The sequence below is a fragment of the Bacillus sp. FSL M8-0350 genome, from assembly GCF_038593345.1.
Lineage (GTDB): Bacteria > Bacillota > Bacilli > Bacillales > Bacillaceae > Bacillus > Bacillus safensis.
This window is the reverse complement of record NZ_CP151985.1, coordinates 1436781-1456397: the sequence shown is the minus strand read 5'-3', so window position 1 is coordinate 1456397 and position 19617 is coordinate 1436781. Positions and strand designations below refer to the sequence as shown.

Sequence of the window (19617 nt, the reverse complement as noted above, 5' to 3'; positions counted from 1 at the left end):
AATGCTTTTACGTGACAAATACATCCCATGTTTCTCTTTTCTGTTTATATTCTGGATGACGGGAATTCAGCACAACGGTCATTTTATGCTTTCCTTTTGAAAGATGCTTGACCACAAATGCCGCGGTATACTCATTCCCTGCACGTTTCCCGTCTACATACACTGTAAAATATCCCGCCTTCTCGTTCTTTTTCAGACGCTCTGGCTGAAGATGAAAATCTTGAAGTGTACTTTCTATATAGACAGATGACCCTTGCACTTTGTATTTCAAAAAGCCTTGCTGCTTCATTTCGCTTTGGGCCTGCTGCATGACTGGTACTGCTGGGTCTTGCTTAATCACTTGCTCTTCTCCATGTTGACTTTGACACCCGGTAACAAGAAAAAGCAATGCGCCTATTGACAGCATCCATTTCATCATCTGATTCTCCTTTCATCTACTTTTATAGGATGCTCAGGAAATAGACATCTTAATCAACTCAAAAAAAGCCTCAGCCGGCTCCATTTTGATTGCGCATTGCTTGGAACATTTGAATCATCATTTCAGCCATTTGGACGCTATTGCTCAACTGACTCACACGATGAGGAATGGTTTTTTCGTAAAAGTTCATTTTATCTAATTCAAAGGACGTTAGATTTTCAGGATGCCGCGTCAGCTGTCTGTACCAGATAGGACGCTGCCTTATGAATTTGATTCGCTCCTCTTCGGCCATGACAAATTCCTGTACTTCTTTTCGCACCAGAAGCATCCCCTTTCACTTAATCTTTCCTGAAGGAGAATGGGTGCTGACTGCCTCCAGATGAACCTTTCTTTGAACCATTGGATGAAAATTGGCCGAGTAAGCTTTGTAAAGAGGAAATAGACTGGCTCATTTTGTTAATCTGTTCATTCATTTGATCAGCGTCCATTTTTTTCACAGCAGAAACCATTTTAGACATAAAATCTGCTTTTCCTGTTTCACTTGGCTTAGAGGCTTTTTCTTCTTTCGCATCTTCAGATTTCGATTGCCGGTAAGGTGACCACATCTCATCTTCCTCACCAAACATGACCCAATTCTCGTATACACTTTGCCAGCTTTTTTCTTGCGATTGCACTTCTTGAATTAACTTCGGATGGCGTCTGACGAATTGTTTAAATTCATCAATGGATGTTTGTTTTTGCTTGTTTGTCATATCCTCACCCCCCCATACAAATGCCTACTATACTATATACATCAGCATCTGTTTTGGTGAGCCTCTTTTTAACCATCAAAAAAGCAGCTGCGACCATGCAGCTGCTTTCGTTTAAGATGTTTTCTTGATGAAATTTTGGGTGTAATATTTTTCTTTTACCCCTACGCCAAGATGCGTGTAATCTTTATTTAATAATGCCTTCCTGTGACCTTCACTATTGAGCCAGCCCTCTACCGCTGCGGGTCCATCGACATAGTTATAAGCAATGTTTTCACCTGCGAGCTGAAAGCCCACCTCGCCTCTTTCTAACCGGTCTTTCAGCGTACCGTATTTTTTAGATTCATGGGAGAAATAATGATTCTCTTTCATGTCCTCACTATGCATGAAGGCCACTTCAGAGGTTTCATCATCCCACTTTAAGATCGGCAGGTTGTACTTATGGCGGATAATATTGGTCATATCAAAAATTTGTTTTTGACTGGAAGCTTCGATATCTTTCCACTTTTCGCCTGATATCGCCTCAGGTTCTATCAATTGACCTCGATAGACCACCTCATACGGCTTTTGTTTCACAAATGTATCTGCGTTGAAGGCCCTGATACTTGAAAGGGTGCTTTCAAACTTATCCATGTAAAGCTGAACATACACATCATCTCCCACTTTCACAGTGGGTCTTGTATTCATATCATCTTCTGAGAATTCAAAGCGGTATGAATTTTGTTCATCCTCTACATGAATGTAAGGTGCAATTTGTGTTTTCTTAAATACTTCACTTGTGGCTTGACCGATTTTAAACGGTTCTACATTCAGTCCGTCTCCTGTTGCAAACAAGGTCACCACTTTACTATCCTTTACCCCTACTTGAATATAGTGCTTCTTCGATTGGTTGTAAATCCACCAGTCATAATCATATGCGGAAGGATCAATGCGATCTGGTTCTCCCAGCTGTTTAAGCACTTCGTTTGAAGATTTCCCCATAAAGGACATGAGTCCCTTTTTTGGGATGTTGATCGGCTTATCGCTAGATGTTTCTTCATTAGACACCTTCGGTTCATTGCTGTTTTCTTTTTCTGGTGAAGATCCATATTGAATAAACAGAACGTATGTTCCAGATATAATCAGGAGGATGAGGAGTGTTTTGAGCACAGTTTTCAAATAAACACCTCCGTTAAATTGGCAAGGTACAAAAAGTACCTTCTACTGTCATTTAAACAAAACTTGCTCCATTTATCAACGACAATACAGCCTATTTAACACGAATTTAAAATATGCCCCTCTTAATGAAGAAATCCTTGTCCATGATCTTGATCCTGTTGAGAGATTTCTGTCAGTGCCTCTCCCGCGCGATCATTTGATAAATCTTCGACTGATAAATCTCCTAGAGCGACAATCCCTGTTAATGCGCCGTTTTTTACAACAGGAATTCGGCGGAGCTGATGCTCTGACATGAGCCGGACAATTTCTTCAAGTGTTGCATCTTCTTCAGCTGTTAGTACTTCCTTTGTCATCAGCGAGCCCACTTCCTGTGAGTTTGGCTTTTTTTCTGCAATGCCTCTAAGCACAAGGTCACGGTCTGTCACTATCCCAACGAGCTGATCTCCGTCAACCACTGGAATGGCACCGATATCAGCATCTCTCATTTTGACTGCTGCTTCATACGTATTGTCATCTTGCTGACATGTCACTACTTTTTTTGTCATAATATCTTTGATTTTTTTCGTTTTCACGTTGATTCCTCCATCCGTTATTTTCTTTATTACTGTAACCAGCTTATAAAAGAACATACCTTTCACAGTTGAAAGTTTAACGCTTTCATACTATGATTGTCAGTAAAGGGAAATTTTATAAGGAGGGGTTTTGGGTGAAGTTTGAAGGTACGGGGATTGAAGAGGTATCAGCTGACTTAAATAAATTAGATTTCATTATGGAAAGCGAAGGATTTGTACGAGCCGATCAATGGGATTATGAGCGTGTGACGTACGACAGAAAGTACAGCATGGTAGAGGGAACCTTTTATTTACGGATTTCCGGCTACGCTACTGAAGGAGATGTCGGTGCCAAAAAGGCACACATTCAGCTTCTAACACCATTACTTGGAAAACACTATTATCCACATGGCGTTGAATACGGCGAAGGCGAAGAATTCCCTAAGTCTCTCATCCAATCGAGCAAAAAAACACTTGCACAGCTGAAGGAAAAACTAGAAGCCATGACGGCTGAAGCATAAAACAAAGGGCTAAAATATTCTTTATTTTAGCCCTAGATGAAAGCACAGCCAGATGGCTGTGCTTTTTTTATTCATATTTCGGAATAAGCGCATCTGGTACGGCATCTTTCGCTCTTTCTTTTCTTGCCCAGTCAAAGAAGACAACAGCAAGAATAGAGCCGTACACAATCTCCTGAATAATTTTCATTAAAATGGCACCTAGCTGCTGATCCTCTAGCAGCGGCAAGGTGTGGAACATATCAGGGCCAGTGAGAGCAAGGCCAGCAAGCATATCACTTGGCACACATAAATGCAGTGCTTGTATCCAGGCGCCTGCATCTGAATAGGTTGCATAGATCGGTGCCTCACTAAACATGATGAGTGCGCAGGCCGGAGTCATCAATATCCCGTCTGCCATGATATATCCAAGCTTCAAAATGCCTGTGATCTGCGGCTGACTTTGGACTTTATGGACAAGCGGCCACCACATGAAAAAGGCAGCGATAAAAATAACCTCCGTCATCAATGCGTGGTAAAACGGATCTGTTTTCACAAAATCAAACACAAGCGGAATGTGATACAGCGAAAACAATCCGTTAAATCCAAGCAGTGCAATTAAAGGTTTGGAAAACAAACGGAAAACAGCTTGAATACCTGGTGTTTGAATGATCCGCTCCCATATGGCTGGAGGCAATCCTGTAATAAGGAGAGGCGGGATGACTAGGTATAGCACCGCCATTTGCGCCATATGTGCACTAAACATAATATGCCCCATTAAATCAATTGGGCTCCCTTTCACAGCATATAACAGAACAAGCCCCGTCAGAAATAACGTTTTCTCTTTCACCGTCGCACGGTGCTTTCCCTTTGTCACAAGAAGCAGATAAAGAGCAGCTGCTATCACAATACAAGTCAAATAATAAGGGCTCCATAATGCCCGAAATCCAAATATTTCTAAGTTCTCCATTGCTGCGCCTCCTTCAAGGGCAAAGCGGGTTTACCACCATATAATGGTCAAAAAGGCTAATACGGTAATAAACGCAACAAACACACCTGAGTATAGAAACAAGGCGGGTGTTTCATGCCCTTTTTGGTTCATGTGCATAAAATAATAAAGCTGAAAAGCTACCTGAATGCCTGCAAGCAGTAAAATAAATGGTACTGCGAACCAATTTCCAACGTCTTCTGAGGCGATCGTTAAAAACGCAACAAATGTTAATCCAATCATCAAGCCGAAGGAAATGAGCTGATGCTTCATTTCCTCGGCATTTTTCTTTTTACGATATACAAGATCGACTTTGGACTGATTTGTGTTTTTATTTCCCATTCTTATCCCACCATTCCCATTAAATATACAACGGTAAAGATGAAGACCCACACAACATCAATGAAGTGCCAATAGAGACTTGCCACATAATATTTCGGCGCATTGTATAAATCAAGTCCGCGTCTCATATTTCGAATCATAAGAGCGGTAATCCAGCAAAGTCCGAAGGCAACGTGAGCTCCGTGAGTTCCAACAAGTGTATAGAAGGAAGAACCAAGAGCTGAGCTGGTAATCGTAAACTCATACGCATGCACATAGTGATAAAACTCATAAATCTCAACCCCTAAAAATCCAGCACCTAAAAGGACCGTGATACCAAGCCAAAGCTGCATCTTTTTAAAGGCAAAGTTTTTCATATGATACATGGCATACACACTCGTTAAACTGCTCGTTAATAGAAGCATTGTGGCAATAAAGACAAGTGTGAGGTCAAACATATCAGTTGTTTTTGCTCCGCCTGCATTTGAGTTTTTCAGCGCCAAATAAGTGGCGAAAAGCGATGCAAACAGAACGGTTTCTCCTCCAAGAAACAGCCAGAACCCGACAAACTTATTCTTCCCTTCTAACGTGGCCTTCTCAGGAGAAGCCGGAAAGGTTTCCGCCGTCATTTTTTGTGGTTCCATTATGCTTTCACCCCTTTATCATCGTCGTCAGTCAAATCTTCTTTGTGAATATGGTATCCATGATCATCTTTCAGAGACCTAACCAGCATGGTCGCAAACGTAATGCCAAGACCAATGAAGATCACCGGAAGCCCCCAGCTGTGCTCTTGACGATACATGAAACCAAACGCTGACACAAATAGACCGAATGAGATAATGACAGGCAAGATGGAGTTATTCGGCATGTGAATATCATCGAGCGGTTCAGATGCTGTCATTCCTTTTTTACCATCCATTTTTTCAATCCATAATGGATCTAGTCCTCTGACAAGCGGAAGCTGTTTAAAGTTGTATTCTGGCGGAGGCGAAGACACTGCCCATTCAAGTGTTCTTCCATCTCCCCAAGGATCGCTCGATACACGCTCCCCTTTGGCTGTTGTCCAGATGATATTAATCAGCATGATCACAACAGCTACAAACATAAACAGTGCCCCAATCGTACTGATCAAGTTCCCAAGCTCGAGACCCTGACCTGGCAGGAATGTAAAGACCCGGCGCGGCATGCCCCATAGACCGAGAAAATGCTGGATAAAGAAAGTTAAATGGAAACCGATGAAAAACAGCACAAAGCCAATTTTTCCAAGCTTCTCATTCAGTATTTTCCCAAACATCTTCGGCCACCAGTAATGCACACCTGCTAGAATACCGAATACAACCCCGCCGATAATGACGTAATGGAAATGCGCCACAACAAAATACGTATCATGGAACTGATAATCCGCTGCAGCTGCCGCAAGCATGACCCCAGTTACCCCGCCAAGTAAGAACGACGGAATAAAGGCAACAGAATAAAGCATCGGCGTTGTAAACTTCACATTACCGCCCCATATCGTGAGCAGCCAGTTGAATACTTTAATTCCTGTTGGCACCGCAATTGCCATGGTCGCTACAGCAAAGATCGCATTGGCGATAGGTCCAAGCCCCGTAGTGAACATGTGATGCGCCCATACCATGAATCCAAGGAAACCAATCAATACAGTAGCGAACACCATGGACGAGTAACCAAACAATCTTTTTCTTGCAAACACCGGAATGATCTCAGAGAAGATTCCGAATGCCGGCAGGATCAAGATATATACTTCCGGGTGTCCGAAAATCCAGAACAAATGCTCCCAGATGATTGTATTTCCTCCAAGCTCTGGATTGAAAAAGCTCGTGTCAAACATTCTATCAAGCATCAGCATCGCAAGCCCTGCTGTCAGCGGCGGGAATGCGAATAAAATAAGTGCAGAGGCGACAAATGTCGTCCAAGTAAAGAGCGGCATTCTCATATACGTCATGCCAGGCGCTCTCATATTAATAATCGTTGCAAGAAAGTTAATCCCGGCAATCAGCGTACCAATACCCGCAATCTGCAAACCTAAAATATAGAAATCCATTCCATGCCCTTCTGAATTCAGCGTGAGCGAAGCGTATGCAGTCCAGCCAGCATCAGGTGCTCCGCCCATAAACCATCCAAGGTTTAAGAAAATTCCTCCGAAAAAGAATAACCAAAAACCAAGTGAATTCACAAACGGAAATGCTACGTCACGTGCACCAATTTGAATTGGTACAACCGCATTCATTAATGCAAATAAAAGCGGCATAGCTGCAAGGAAAATCATTGTCGTTCCATGCATCGTCATGATTTCATTGTAAACCCCTGCACTGACAAAATCACTTTCAGGGATGGCTAGCTGAATACGGATAAACATCGCTTCTATCCCGCCAACCAAAAAGAAAAATCCCCCTGCCACTAAATATAATATGGCAATTTTTTTGTGGTCAACCGTTGTCAAGTAATCCCATAAGACAGCGCCAAACCCCCGCTTTTTAGCTATTGTACTCACCATGAAATCCCCCTCTTATCTCCCATTTGCCCCTTTTCATATAGATGTCTTTCTTCACGATCCTTTAAGCAGACTATGTCTGACAGATGACGGCTTCTCGGTTGTAGAGACATATTCGGGAGCTCTTAACAAAAACTTCACATCGATCACATACCCTCTTGAATATCTGCTCTAGTTGTTACTCGATTTTAAGACCTTTTAAATACTCGTAAAGTGCATCTGCTTCTGAGTCATTTAATTTAGGGTACGTTCCTGTCATTTTATTACCTGGTTTAAAGCTTTCCGGATCTTTCAGCCATGCTTTCACATTTTCTTTGTTCATGTCTTTGATTCCAGCTACTTTCGTTCGCTCTCCGAAGGTCGCAAGGTTTGGTGCTGTCCTTGCTGCTTCCGGCCGCTTGTCACCAGGCTCTACTGCGTGACAGCTTAAGCAGTTTTTCTCTTTAAATAGCTTTTCACCCTCTAAAGCGAGATCCTTTGTGGATTCAGGCTTCTTGTAATCAGCCATTTTTTTCGTCCATCCTAAGAACTCATCTTGAGAAAGCGTTTTAACTTTAAAGTCCATTAAAGCATGTGACGGCCCGCAAAGCTCCGCACATTTCCCGTAGAAATATTCCCCTGCATCTTTCGTTCGTTTCGAGTCAAAGGTTAAATAAAATTTGTTCTCATTATCTGTGTTTGTATCAATTTTACCGCCAGCCGATGGAATCCAGAATGAGTGTTTGACATCGGATGCTTTCAGCTTAAAATACACCTTTTGATCTGTTGGTACGATCAATTCCTGACTTGTGACAATCCCATAATCAGGGTATTCAAATTCCCACCAATATAAGCTGGCCCTTACATTAACAACAAGTGTCTTTTCAGGATCTCGTTTTTTCTTATCCATAGCGCTTGTGTCCCCTAGTTCAAGCGTGTATGCAACAACAGGTACAACGAGAATAATGAGTAGAAGAATCGGAATCGCTGTCCATGTGATTTCCAAGTTGCGGTTCCCTTCCACCTGCTTTGGAATCGTATCTTCTCCCACTTTAGAACGTTTGAATTTAATGATGACGTAAAAGAAAATGATCGATACAACAATGACGACAAGAACCATAATAAGTGTACTCAGTACCGTTAGGAAAAACTGTTTATCTGCTACTTCCCCAACTGGCTTGAGTGTTGATAAGTATGGTTCACCACAGCCCGCCAAAACGAGCGTCAGTAAGAGAAACAGTGAATAAACACGCCATTTTCTTATCATAATTTGTCCCAACCCCTTTTGCTTGATCTCCTTTGCCTTTCGCTTTTTACCTCTTATTTATAAAATCACTTCTCACCCATCTATAACCCCCGCCTCTTATAAAAGCACTTACATTTCCTCTTTTCATAAAAAAATGATGTTTTTACTCAAAATACCATCTATGTATAAACAGAAAGCCGCCTAAATAGAACTGAATATCAGGCGGCTTTCATAGTTGTTAGAAAATGTTGTGTTATAAGATATAGCCATTGTTTTGATGTGATCAAAGTGTATTTCACTCTAGAATAGTGTAATAATAATCATCGCTACGAAAAAGATGGTTAAGTAGTTTAATGAATAAACGAACATGAGCGTCGACCACTTCATGACGTCTTTCATTTTAAAGCCCATAAGGCCAATAACAAGCCATCCAATATTAAGCAATGTACCAAGTGCGACAATCGGCCATCCTAATCCACCTAAGAAAAATGGAAGCGGTAGAAGACATGCTGTCCAAATGATGATCTGGCGTTTTGTGACTTCAAAGCCGTAAACAACTGGCAGCATTGGAATGCCCGCCTTACGGTAATCTTCCGTTTTCTTAATCGCAAGTGACAGGAAGTGCGGGATTTGCCAAATGAACATAATCATAAACAAAACCCAAGCCGTTGTGTCGATTGTACCTGTAACAGCTGTCCAGCCGATTAATGGCGGAACCGCGCCAGATACACTTCCGATAACTGTATTGATCGTGTAATGGCGTTTAGACCACATGGTGTAAAGAACCGCATAAGTAAAGACTCCAATAAATCCAATCACTGCTGATGTAATGGTTGTCATCAGAAGCATAATGAGTCCTAATACAACAAGCAGAATGCCAAATGCATACGCTTGCCCCGGCTGAATTTTACCTGTAACCGTCGGTCTTGTTTTTGTTCTTTCCATTAATATATCAATATCACGGTCAAACGCATTATTAATTGCGCATGAACCGGCAATAATAAGAGAAGAACCAATCATTGTTAACAGCACAATATCAAGATTTCCAAGAAAACTCATACCTGTAAAATAAAAAGCAAGCCACATTCCAGTAAATGTCGTAATGAAATTGGAATTGACGATGCCCATTTTAATCAGAGCAAGAAAATCTTTCCACGCTGTTGTTTCTTCTATTTGTCCATGAATAGCTGCTTCCGCGGCTGTTTTGGAATTTGCCAATGTGTATAACCTCCCTTGCCCAAACCTTCAAACGAACGAATGACACGTAAAATCATTACAACTCTATCATACAAGATAAACAGCTGTAAAAAAACATCCTATTAAATAATAAACGACAAACTTGAAGTTATTTGTGAACTTTTCGTGAATTTATTAGGATATATATGTGTTTCAGAAGGCGGTGCAAAATGAAATATTCTCTCCTCTATTTCTATCAGACTGTCAAAGAAAGATCAAGCACTCTAAATCTGTAAACTTTGTGAACTAACATATCATTTTTTTGTGAACTTTGGTCATTATGAATTGCAACAGAACACGCATTTGGCTTAAACTTGAGAGCATGTGAGGTTTTCATTTACATCAGAAGTTTTTTAGAGAAGGTGAAATAATTTGATGAAATTTGCTTTAAGGCTATTGAGCGTGATCACAACGTTTGTGATGCTGATCGTACTGATTGGCGGTGCGCTTGTGACGAAAACCGGTTCGGGTCTTGGCTGCGGTAGACAGTGGCCCCTTTGCCACGGTCGTTTCTTTCCTGAAATGAACCCCGCTTCCATCATCGAATGGAGTCACCGCATGTCAACAGGGGTTTCCACCATTCTTGTTCTGGCACTGGCGGTCTTATGCTGGAAAAAAATTAGTCCAGTATTCCGTGAAACCAAATTTTTGGTCATCATGTCCATTATATTTTTAATGCTTCAAGCGCTGTTAGGAGCTCTTGCCGTCGTATTTGGTTCTAACGCACTTGTGATGGCACTGCACTTCGGTATTTCACTCATTTCATTTGCTTCAGTATTACTGCTTGCACTTCTTGTCTTTGAAGCAACCAGATCTGAAACAAAGCTTGTGAAGCCGCTTCATATCGGCAAAAAAATGCAGTTCCATATTTATGGGTTGATCACGTATACGTATATCGTGGTATATACGGGCGCTTATGTGAGACATACAAAGTCAAGCCTTGCTTGTTCTGTCTTCCCGTTTTGTTCAAAAGACGGTGCGCTTCCAGCGTATTTTAATCAGTGGGTTCAAATGTCTCACCGAGCAGCAGCACTTCTTTTATTCGTCTGGATATTTGTCGCTATGTTCCATGCCCTGAAACATTATAAAGAACAGAAGCAGCTGTATTATGGGTGGATTATCTCAGCCATTCTGATTACACTTCAAGCCATTTCAGGTGTGATGTCTGTTTATTCTCAGCTTGCACTTGGTTACGCGCTGGCTCATTCATTCTTTATTTCTTGTTTGTTTGGGGTACTATGCTACTTCTGCTTACTTATTGCCCGGTTTAAATATGAAAGCAAAGAGCCATTTAGATAAAAATTGTATCCCCCTTTCATGTAGAGAGGGGGATTCTTTATTGTCGTTTTGCTTCTTCGAATAGCGAGATGGCTTTTTTGCGTCTTTCCTTGTGATCAACTGTCGGCAGCGGGTATGTATCACCCAGCACACAGCTCGATTTCCGTTGTTCATCTATCGGCATTTTACTTGGTTCATGAATCCATTTTTCCTCAACATGCTCTAGCTCTCGTACATATCTTCTAATATATTCCCCGCTTGGATCAAACCGCTTTGACTGGGTCGTTGGGTTAAAAATACGGAAGTACGGCACGGCATCTGTCCCAACAGAAGCTGCCCACTGAAATCCTCCGATATTCGAAGCCTCATCATAATCCACAAGCTTTTTTGCAAAATACGATTCTCCCTTTCTCCAATCAATCAAATAATCCTTTGTTAAAAATGAGGCGGTGACCATCCTTAAACGGTTATGCATCCAGCCTTCCTCATTTAACTGTCTCATCCCTGCATCAACGAGAGGAAAGCCTGTTTCACCTTTACACCATGCTTCAAACAGCGTCTCATCTTCATTCCATTTCATCCCTTGAAACGCTGAATTGATTTCTTTTTCTTTCATTTCTGGATAATGAGCATAAATCATATGGTAAAAATCTCGCCACGCCAGCTCTTTGATAAAGGTTTCTCTGCCCTCGTCTTCAAACAGTGCTTCCTCATGTACCGCATAAAAGATCGTTCGAATTGAGATAGTCCCTGTTTTCAAGAAACGTGACAGCTTGCTCGTTCCAAAAACAGATGGCATATCTCGTTTTTCATGGTAACGTGTTAGTCTTTTTTGGATAAAGTCATGCAGCGTGTTCATCGCTTTGCGTGAACCGATTTGATCAAATTTTCTTGAGCATCTCATGATTATACTGCGTAGTTTGTCATTCCCTTTGTGTGAAAGTGACTCATCACAAATCGTATGAGCGCTGCTGAGAAATGATTTGTCAACTTTTATCACAGGCTGCTTCTCTTGCTTTCGCCATGATTGATAGTATGGAGTAAACACTTGATAATGAGTGCCATCCCTTTTTAAGATATCTTGCGCCCCGTGAAGGTGTGTATCTTGCCATTTTGATACATGAATGCCCTTCTTTTCTAAAAAAGCGGTTACTTGATGGTCACGCTTTTGACCGATTCCCACTTGATCTTCATTAAAAAAGACAGCTTTGATGTCATACACATCGATAACTTGCTGAAAGGCACGCAAGACATCACCATAGAGAAGATGAACATACATTTGAGATTCTCTTGCTTTCTTGATAAAATGCGCCAAGCTTTGAAAAAAATGTTCGTTGTTTAAATCGAGGTCCATTTCAGTAAAAAATGGATCTAGATGATAAAGAGCAAATAATTTGTACTCGTGTTTTTTTGCATATGTGATCGCTTTTGATAAGGCGATATGATCATCTAATCGCATATCCCGGCGAAACCAAATCACAACAATGTTGTCCAACCTTCTTCACCTCACTCTATAGTGTAATCACTCTCACTGGCTGCTGCACATTTTAATGCGCTCAAAAAAGACACATCACGGTGGATGTGTCTCCGATTGTTGACAAAGGTCTAAAATGATCTTTTTTAGACCTTTGTCTTCTTTTCAGCGTGATAGAAAACCTTTGCAGTCTAGGAAGTACAGCTACTTTTGCAGAGCGAATTTGACATTCGTGAGCACCAGCGCACAGGACTAACAAAGAATGCGAGGGTTTGTCTACACGCTGAGACACATCACGGTGGATGTGTCTCACTTCTTATTCAGGCTTTAATACGATTAACAGATCACCGGTTTGAATCGGTTCTCCATTTGTCACATGTATTTCATCTACGACCGCAGAAAATGGTGCTTGTACAGTCGTTTCCATTTTCATGGCTTCATTGATCATCAAATGCTCACCTTGTGAAATTTTCTGCCCTTTTTCCACGAGTACTTTGATGACAGTGCCTGGCATCGATGCGGCGATGTGATTTGGATTCGAACGGTCCGCCTTCATTTTTTCTTGAACGGAGGATTTGATGCTTTCATCCTTAATCACCACTTCACGCGGCTGGCCATTTAACTCAAAGTAAAGAACTCTTGTGGCATCTGGATTCGGTTCACCAATTGATACAAGTTTGACTATAAGGGTTTTTCCTTTTTCGATTTCTACCTCAATCTCTTCTCCAAGCCTCATCCCGTAGAAGAATGTTGGTGTATCAAGAACAGAGATGTCACCATAACTTTCTGCTGTTTGGACAAATTCAGAAAAGACTTTCGGATATAAGGCATACGCAATTGCGTCTTGCTCTGTTAACGTCAGGTCATGAGATTCTTTGAACTGCTTCTTAATGTCTTCAAAGTCCACTGGCTTCAGCTTCTCACCAGGTCTGACAGTAAGAGGCTCTTCCCCTTTTAAAATCAGCTTTTGCAGTTTTTCAGGGAATCCGCCATGCGGCTGGCCTAAATAGCCTTTAAACAATTCCACAACAGAATCCGGGAAGTCTAGTGTTGCTCCTTTTTCATAAACATCTTCTTCTGTCAGATCATTTTGCACCATATAAAGTGCCATATCTCCAACTACTTTAGAGGAAGGTGTCACTTTCACAATATCACCAAACATGTCATTCACACGTCTGTACATTTCCTTTACTTCATTCCAGCGCTCGCCAAGACCGACACCTTTCGCCTGCTGCTGCAAGTTACTATATTGACCGCCAGGCATTTCATGCTCATAAATTTCTGTATGAGGTGAATTCATGCCGCTTTCGAACTCATGATAGTATTTTCTGACGGAATCCCAGTATTGAGAAAGGCGTTCGACAGATTGGACATTCATGTCTGGCTTTCTTTCATGCCCATCTAAAGCATAGTAAAGTGAACTTGCACTTGGCTGCGATGTGAGTCCTGCCATAGAGCTGACGGCAACATCCACAATATCAACACCTGCATCAATCGCTCTTGCATAGGTGAACAGTCCATTTCCACTCGTGTCATGTGTATGAAGATGGATAGGGATCGTAAGCTCATCTTTTAAAGCAGAGACTAGCTCGTAGGCCGCCTGCGGTTTTAATAACCCCGCCATATCTTTAATACCTAAAATATGTGCGCCGGCAGATTCAAGCTCTTTTGCAAGAGATACATAGTACTCAAGATCGTATTTTGGACGAGATGGATCAAGAATATCCCCCGTATAACAAATGGCCGCCTCTGCCACTTTGCCTGATTCCCGAACAGAATCAATGGCAAGCGTCATGCCTTTGACCCAGTTTAAGCTGTCAAAAATACGGAATACGTCAATGCCTGCCTCAGCTGATTCTTTCACAAATGCTTTGATCACATTATCCGGATAGTTTGTATATCCAACAGCGTTTGATGATCTTAATAGCATTTGGAACAGCGTGTTTGGCACTTCTTGACGAAGCTCTTTCAATCGTTCCCAAGGATCTTCTTTTAAGAAACGGTACGCAACATCAAATGTAGCGCCGCCCCACATTTCCATACTAAACAGCTCAGGCCATAAACCTGCTGTTGGCTGGGCAACTTTCTTTAAATCATGTGTTCTAAAGCGTGTCGCAAGCAGAGATTGATGCGCATCTCTAAAGGTTGTATCGGTTAAAAGGACGCTATTTTGTTCTTTTACCCAATTGGCAAGGCCCTCAGGTCCATGCGTATCTAACAATTGTTTTGTCCCAGATGGAATCTCTTGATGGAGAGGAAGCTTCGGTACGTTTGGCTTGTCAAAATGAGGCTTCTTTTTCTCCGCAATACCAGGGAACCCATTAATGGTAACGTTACCAATATAAGTAAGCATTTTCGTTCCGCGGTCTTTTTGCTTAGGGAAATTAAATAGTTCTGGTGTTGAGTCGATAAACGATGTGTCGTATTCCCCTTTAAGGAACTTTTCATGCTTAGCTACGTTTTCAAGAAATGGGATGTTTGTTTTAATTCCGCGAATCCTGAATTCTTGTAAATTTCGAACCATTTTAGCAGCCGCTTGATCAAACGTGAGTGCCCATGTGGACAGCTTGACCAATAGTGAATCGTAATAAGGTGTAATGACCGCACCTTGGAAGCTGTTCCCTGTGTCAAGACGTACACCAAATCCCCCACCTGATCGGTAGGCCATAATTTTTCCTGTATCTGGCATGAAGTCATTTAGAGGATCTTCTGTTGTGACCCTTGATTGAATGGCAAAGCCGTGTGTAAAGATATCTTCTTGCTTTGGAATACCAACTTCCTTGCTATGAAGGTTATACCCCTTTGCAACAAGAATTTGGGTTTGGACGATATCGACACCTGTAATCATTTCTGTGATCGTGTGTTCTACCTGCACCCTTGGATTAACTTCAATAAAGTAAAACTCTCCATTTGCAACAAGAAATTCTACAGTCCCAGCATTGATGTACGATACATTCTGGGCCAGCTGAACAGCTGCTTCGCAAATATCTTCACGCAATTGATCTGTTAGAGACACACTTGGTGCCACTTCAATGACCTTTTGATGCCGCCTTTGGACAGAGCAGTCACGCTCATATAAATGAATGATATTGCCGTGATTGTCACCAATCACCTGCACTTCAATATGTTTCGGATTCTCAATCAGCTTTTCAACGTATACTTCATCATTTCCAAAAGCAGCTTTTGCCTCTGACTTCGCACGGTCATAGGCTTCCTTCAGCTCTTCTTTTGTTCTGACAATCCGCATACCCCGGCCGCCGCCGCCTAGTGAAGCTTTAATAATAAACGGGTAACCGTATTCTTCACCGAATTTTTCGACTTCTTTAACCGAATCAACTGGTCCGTCACTTCCTGGAATGACTGGAATACCAGCTTTTTTCGCTTCATCTCTCGCCTTTACTTTATCTCCAAACATATCTAAATGGCGGGAAGTTGGGCCGATAAATTGAATGCCTTCCTCTTCGCATCGTCTTGCAAAATGAATATTTTCGGATAAAAATCCGTAGCCTGGATGAATCGCATCCACGTCATTTCGTTTTGCAATTTCGATGATCCCCTCGATATCGAGGTAGGCATCAATCGGTTTTTTCCCTTCTCCAACTAGATATGCTTCATCCGCTTTATAGCGATGATAAGAGCCCGAGTCTTCTTTGGAATAAATGGCCACTGTACGTAAATTGAGCTCCGTACAGGCCCTGAAGACTCTGATAGCGATTTCCCCTCTGTTTGCAACTAGAACCTTTTGAATTGTTCTCTGTGACATTCTCACTCCTCCATATCCCTTAAAATTTTATATGTACTCTATAATAAAGGAAGAAATGAAAACTGTACACTTTTGTTTTCTAAAGATTCAAAGTTTTCTGCAATCCATTTTTTTCAATCGATGGTTTGCTCATTGATTTTTTCTTTTTGTAACGCTCTTTATATTCAGTAAACATGCTGATATTCAGCAGCATTCCCATACAGATGCTAAGTAAAATGATGGACGATCCTCCGTAGCTGATAAACGGAAGTGTCACCCCGGTGATCGGAATAAGACCTGAAACACCGCCTAAATTGATACAAGTTTGGATCGCAATCATGGAGGAAATTCCTATTGCAAGCAAACTTCCAAACGGATCTTCACACTTTCTCGCAATATAAAAACCTTTCACGACGATGAAACCAAGAAGAGCGAGAACAAAAAACACGCCGAAAAAGCCAAGCTCTTCTGAGATAATTGCCATGATAAAGTCTGTGTGCGGCTCTGGAAGATACCCGTACTTTTGAACGCTTTCCCCTAGACCGAGTCCAAAAAAGCCGCCTGATCCAATCGCATAATACGAATTAATCAATTGATGCCCAGTAGCCCCTGCATCTTTAAAGGGATCTTGGAAACTTTCAAAACGTCCAAGACGATTTTGCGTGAAAATTTTATCCCAAAAAAGAATAATAAATGGGGTCACGACGACCATTACGGCACTAAATAGCGCGAGCAGCTTCGCAAGCGTTTTGCCGCTAAAGCCTGAGCATAAAATCATCGCAAGGGCTATCATGCCAATAATAAAGGCTGTCCCATAGTCCGGCTGCAAAATGATAAATCCGCACAGGATAGAGACAATCACGATCGGAGGCGTAACACCTCTTAAAATATGATCAATATAATGCTGCTTTTTGGCATACACCGCAGCAAGATAGATAATGACAACAATCTTCACGAATTCAGCTGGCTGAAGACTAAAAGGGCCTAATTTGATCCAGCTTCTTGCGTTCCCTGCAATATGACCGCCAAAGTACACATAGATGAGGGAAAAAACTGAAAGCAGCAGCATACCAATCTGGAATTTCTTATTTGAAAACAGCTGATATGGAACCAATGCCGTAAAGATCAAGATGGCTGCCCCAACAATCATAAATAAGAGCTGTTTCTTAAAAAAGTTATCTGGCGGAGCATCGTATCTGATAACAGATGTAATCATACTTGAGCTATACACCATAACCAAACCGAATGCGCTGATTAAGATAATGGCGAACAATAATGAGTAGTCATACGATTTTAGCATTCTCTTTAACATATAATCCTCTTCCTAACGTCTGTTTCTACTGCTTGATATCTTCTTAGCTGTTCTTATTCTACTACATTTTCTCTGTTTGATCCCGTTTTACCTCTTTTATATTGTTCGTCATTCATGAAAGAATCAAGTCCGTTTGCCGTTAATCCATCAAAAGAAATGAGAGGACAAAAAAACTCAAACTTGTGTTATGAAAGTTTGAGTTTTCAATCATTATTTTTTTGTGAACGCATCATGAAGTGCGGAAAGCTCTCTCTCAAGTTTATCGAGTAGTTTCTTGCCTTCATGTTGATCAACTAATCCAAGCCGGACAGCAAAATCAATTTCTCTCGATAATCCGAACATTTGAGTATCTAAAACCTCTTCATAAAGAGGACATTGCGGCATCGTTAAGTTGTCCATTTGCACTTGGATCAATTTTAAAATTTTCTCTGCATCCAATTTTAATAAAGCCAGTGCTTTTTGCCGATGATCGACTAAAATTTCTGACGCCAAAAGTATCCCTCCGTTCCCCAGGCGAGTACCTAATTCTTCTATTTATCATAAAGCGAAACGGCCAAAATTGCAAGCAGATTTGTACAGTTCGCATTGTAAAAATAAAAAGAAGACAATCATCATTAAAAGATACTCATCTCATATTTTTCACTCATGAGCTCAAGCAGCTTAATCCCAGCAATACTATTCCCTTTTTCATCCAGGGCAGGACCGAAAATTCCGATCCCAAAATCATATGGAGCCGCTCCCATAATTCCGCCTGAAACACCGCTTTTAGCGGGTATGCCGATATTAATGGCAAATTCCCCGCTTGCATTGTACATTCCGCACGTCACCATAAAAGTTTTACATATTCTAGCGACATCTTTTGAAAGAATTTGCTGCCCCGTCTCTGGATGTCTGCCATCTAATGAAAAAACACAAGCAATTTTCGCCAAATCTAAGCTGTTCATCATAATGGCACATTGTTTCGTATACACATCCATGACCTCTTCTACGTTCCCTCTAATAATATGATATTGCTTCATATAATAGCACATAGCCCGGTTAATCATCGATGTCTCAAATTCGGATGCGGCTGTTACCTTGCAGTATGTAATGCTTTTATCATTTGCGAGCTCTCTAATAAAGCGGAGCAAGCGATTCAGCTGATCTTGCGGAGTCGCCCCTCTTATTAAGCTTGTGACTGCAAGCGCTCCTGCATTAATCATTGGATTCAGCGGCTTATTCGGACTTGCTGTCTCCAGCTTAATCATTGAATTAAACGGGTCACCTGTAGGCTCTTGTCCAACAAATTGAAAGACTTTTTTTGGTCCTTCTTCTGAAAGCACGAGCGCAAGAGCTAATACTTTAGAAATACTTTGAAGGGTAAAGCGCTTATCTACATCTCCTGCCGAGTGGCAAGTATTACTTACATGATACACAGCCACAGATAAATCTGTCTTTTCCGCTTTGGCAAGAGCGGGAATATAGGATGCTACTTTGCCATCTTTGGCCACTTTTTTTGCTTCCTCCACAAAACGCTTAAGCTCTTCATTGTCACGACATGCCATGCCCAACATCCTCCTATCTTTCATGTACGATTAGTGTGTACAAGGAGAAGCTTGTTTATGAAAGTGACAAAGCAGGCGAAAACTTCTATAATTTATGGTGGAAAGGGGTTGTCTTGAACATGAGCATCATTCAAATTAAGGGGAACGTAAAGTACAAGATCACCATTGATCCAAGTGTCTGGATTTTTGATGACCGCAAATTTTTAATGGATTCATTTTTTGAAAAAAGCGCAGCAAATGAAGAAAATCAGCTGGATCAGGAGCTTGACCAAGAGCGGGTGATTAGAGAAGGGCAAACACTTCCACCTACTTTAAAAACAGAGAAGAAGTACGAAAAGGAAAGACTCGTCACAGGCAGCTTCGGAATGAAGCTAGGTGATATGCTGAAAAATGCAGAACCGCTTAAACATGCAGCTACATGCGAATTTGTCACAGAAACAGGGACAATTGCTGTGCCGCTTTCTCAGGCAATGGAAAGCATTGCACACTTCAGCCAAAATGGAAAGCCTATGACAGAAGAAGGACCAATCCACGTTTATTTCGCGGATCAGTCCAACCTCACTCAACCGATAAAAGGTGTCAAAGAGCTCATCATTACATAAGACAGAGGGT

At 41.5% G+C, this 19617-nt stretch carries 19 protein-coding genes; 3 read left to right on the top strand and 16 right to left on the bottom strand.

Going from position 1 to position 19617, the window contains the following annotated elements; all coding sequences use genetic code 11:
* Positions 1-7: 7 nt before the first annotated feature.
* From NSS80_RS07440 to NSS80_RS07420, 5 genes are all read right to left on the bottom strand, one after another.
* Positions 8-415: a hypothetical protein gene (locus NSS80_RS07440; RefSeq protein ID WP_024426915.1), complete on the bottom strand. Its 408-nt coding sequence runs from the start codon at positions 413-415 to the stop codon at positions 8-10.
* Positions 416-488: 73 nt separating this feature from the next.
* Entirely contained in the window at positions 489-737 is a 249-nt protein-coding gene (locus NSS80_RS07435) for a YlbE-like family protein (RefSeq protein ID WP_024424278.1), read from the bottom strand.
* A 19-nt stretch (positions 738-756) separates the two neighbouring features.
* Positions 757-1170: a YlbD family protein gene (locus NSS80_RS07430; protein WP_024426914.1), complete on the bottom strand. Its 414-nt coding sequence runs from the start codon at positions 1168-1170 to the stop codon at positions 757-759.
* A 111-nt stretch (positions 1171-1281) separates the two neighbouring features.
* Positions 1282-2325 (bottom strand): CAP domain-containing protein, encoded by a 1044-nt coding sequence (locus NSS80_RS07425; RefSeq protein WP_024426913.1) that lies wholly within the window; start codon positions 2323-2325, stop codon positions 1282-1284.
* Between the two features lie 122 nt (positions 2326-2447).
* Positions 2448-2870 carry a CBS domain-containing protein gene (locus NSS80_RS07420; protein WP_029707658.1) on the bottom strand — a complete coding sequence of 141 codons (423 nt, stop codon included), beginning with the start codon at positions 2868-2870 and terminating at the stop codon, positions 2448-2450.
* 161 nt (positions 2871-3031) lie between these two features.
* On the opposite strand from NSS80_RS07420, the gene NSS80_RS07415 reads away from it, so the two are divergent.
* The gene (locus NSS80_RS07415) at positions 3032-3397 is read left to right on the top strand and encodes a YugN family protein (protein WP_024426911.1); all 366 of its coding nucleotides are present in this window, start codon (positions 3032-3034) and stop codon (positions 3395-3397) included.
* A 67-nt stretch (positions 3398-3464) separates the two neighbouring features.
* On the opposite strand, the gene ctaG is transcribed toward NSS80_RS07415, so the two are convergent.
* The 6 genes from ctaG to cyoE all read right to left on the bottom strand — a co-directional run bounded on the left by ctaG (position 3465) and on the right by cyoE (position 9637).
* Positions 3465-4343, bottom strand: coding sequence for a cytochrome c oxidase assembly factor CtaG (ctaG, locus tag NSS80_RS07410; protein ID WP_317222058.1), 879 nt, complete (start codon positions 4341-4343; stop codon positions 3465-3467).
* 30 nt (positions 4344-4373) lie between these two features.
* The gene (ctaF, locus tag NSS80_RS07405; RefSeq protein WP_024426910.1) at positions 4374-4703 is read right to left on the bottom strand and encodes a cytochrome c oxidase subunit IVB; all 330 of its coding nucleotides are present in this window, start codon (positions 4701-4703) and stop codon (positions 4374-4376) included.
* 2 nt (positions 4704-4705) lie between these two features.
* Positions 4706-5329, bottom strand: coding sequence for a cytochrome c oxidase subunit III (ctaE, locus tag NSS80_RS07400; protein ID WP_087977219.1), 624 nt, complete (start codon positions 5327-5329; stop codon positions 4706-4708).
* Entirely contained in the window at positions 5326-7197 is a 1872-nt protein-coding gene (ctaD, locus tag NSS80_RS07395) for a cytochrome c oxidase subunit I (protein ID WP_034281664.1), read from the bottom strand. The genes ctaE and ctaD overlap by 4 nt, the downstream gene beginning before the upstream one ends.
* A 175-nt stretch (positions 7198-7372) precedes the next feature.
* Positions 7373-8440, bottom strand: coding sequence for a cytochrome c oxidase subunit II (gene coxB, locus NSS80_RS07390; RefSeq protein WP_034281662.1), 1068 nt, complete (start codon positions 8438-8440; stop codon positions 7373-7375).
* A gap of 279 nt (positions 8441-8719) precedes the next feature.
* The gene (gene cyoE / locus NSS80_RS07385) at positions 8720-9637 is read right to left on the bottom strand and encodes a heme o synthase (protein WP_003211774.1); all 918 of its coding nucleotides are present in this window, start codon (positions 9635-9637) and stop codon (positions 8720-8722) included.
* Positions 9638-10030: 393 nt separating this feature from the next.
* On the opposite strand from cyoE, the gene NSS80_RS07380 reads away from it, so the two are divergent.
* On the top strand, positions 10031-10954 hold the full coding sequence (locus NSS80_RS07380) for a heme A synthase (protein WP_041118118.1): 924 nt from the start codon (positions 10031-10033) through the stop codon (positions 10952-10954).
* Positions 10955-10991: 37 nt separating this feature from the next.
* On the opposite strand, the gene NSS80_RS07375 is transcribed toward NSS80_RS07380, so the two are convergent.
* The 5 genes from NSS80_RS07375 to glsA form a co-directional block, all read right to left on the bottom strand.
* A complete protein-coding gene (locus NSS80_RS07375; RefSeq protein WP_227001716.1) occupies positions 10992-12428 on the bottom strand; it encodes a deoxyribodipyrimidine photo-lyase in 1437 nt (478 codons plus the stop codon).
* 295 nt (positions 12429-12723) lie between these two features.
* Positions 12724-16170, bottom strand: a complete 3447-nt coding sequence (pyc, locus tag NSS80_RS07370; RefSeq protein WP_041117293.1) for a pyruvate carboxylase — start codon at positions 16168-16170, stop codon at positions 12724-12726.
* Between the two features lie 79 nt (positions 16171-16249).
* The gene (gene ftsW / locus NSS80_RS07365; RefSeq protein ID WP_041117291.1) at positions 16250-17461 is read right to left on the bottom strand and encodes a putative lipid II flippase FtsW; all 1212 of its coding nucleotides are present in this window, start codon (positions 17459-17461) and stop codon (positions 16250-16252) included.
* A 210-nt stretch (positions 17462-17671) separates the two neighbouring features.
* On the bottom strand, positions 17672-17953 hold the full coding sequence (locus NSS80_RS07360; RefSeq protein ID WP_041117290.1) for a YlaN family protein: 282 nt from the start codon (positions 17951-17953) through the stop codon (positions 17672-17674).
* A gap of 122 nt (positions 17954-18075) precedes the next feature.
* Positions 18076-19005: a glutaminase A gene (glsA, locus tag NSS80_RS07355; RefSeq protein ID WP_041117288.1), complete on the bottom strand. Its 930-nt coding sequence runs from the start codon at positions 19003-19005 to the stop codon at positions 18076-18078.
* Positions 19006-19124: 119 nt separating this feature from the next.
* Between glsA and NSS80_RS07350 the strand changes: the two genes are divergently transcribed.
* Positions 19125-19607: a hypothetical protein gene (locus NSS80_RS07350; RefSeq protein ID WP_041117287.1), complete on the top strand. Its 483-nt coding sequence runs from the start codon at positions 19125-19127 to the stop codon at positions 19605-19607.
* Positions 19608-19617: the final 10 nt, after the last annotated feature.

Excerpts from the sequence above, each read along its gene's own strand:
- NSS80_RS07420 (WP_029707658.1), bottom strand. The coding sequence starts at position 2,870 with ATGACAAAAAAAGTAGTGACATGTCAGCAAGATGACAATACGTATGAA.
- NSS80_RS07440 (WP_024426915.1), bottom strand. The coding sequence starts at position 415 with ATGAAATGGATGCTGTCAATAGGCGCATTGCTTTTTCTTGTTACCGGG.
- pyc (WP_041117293.1), bottom strand. The coding sequence starts at position 16,170 with ATGTCACAGAGAACAATTCAAAAGGTTCTAGTTGCAAACAGAGGGGAA.
- ctaD (WP_034281664.1), bottom strand. The coding sequence starts at position 7,197 with ATGGTGAGTACAATAGCTAAAAAGCGGGGGTTTGGCGCTGTCTTATGG.
- NSS80_RS07380 (WP_041118118.1), top strand. The coding sequence starts at position 10,031 with ATGAAATTTGCTTTAAGGCTATTGAGCGTGATCACAACGTTTGTGATG.
- coxB (WP_034281662.1), bottom strand. The coding sequence starts at position 8,440 with ATGATAAGAAAATGGCGTGTTTATTCACTGTTTCTCTTACTGACGCTC.
- NSS80_RS07430 (WP_024426914.1), bottom strand. The coding sequence starts at position 1,170 with ATGACAAACAAGCAAAAACAAACATCCATTGATGAATTTAAACAATTC.
- ctaG (WP_317222058.1), bottom strand. The coding sequence starts at position 4,343 with ATGGAGAACTTAGAAATATTTGGATTTCGGGCATTATGGAGCCCTTAT.
- ftsW (WP_041117291.1), bottom strand. The coding sequence starts at position 17,461 with ATGTTAAAGAGAATGCTAAAATCGTATGACTACTCATTATTGTTCGCC.
- NSS80_RS07350 (WP_041117287.1), top strand. The coding sequence starts at position 19,125 with ATGAGCATCATTCAAATTAAGGGGAACGTAAAGTACAAGATCACCATT.
- ctaF (WP_024426910.1), bottom strand. The coding sequence starts at position 4,703 with ATGGGAAATAAAAACACAAATCAGTCCAAAGTCGATCTTGTATATCGT.
- glsA (WP_041117288.1), bottom strand. The coding sequence starts at position 19,005 with ATGGCATGTCGTGACAATGAAGAGCTTAAGCGTTTTGTGGAGGAAGCA.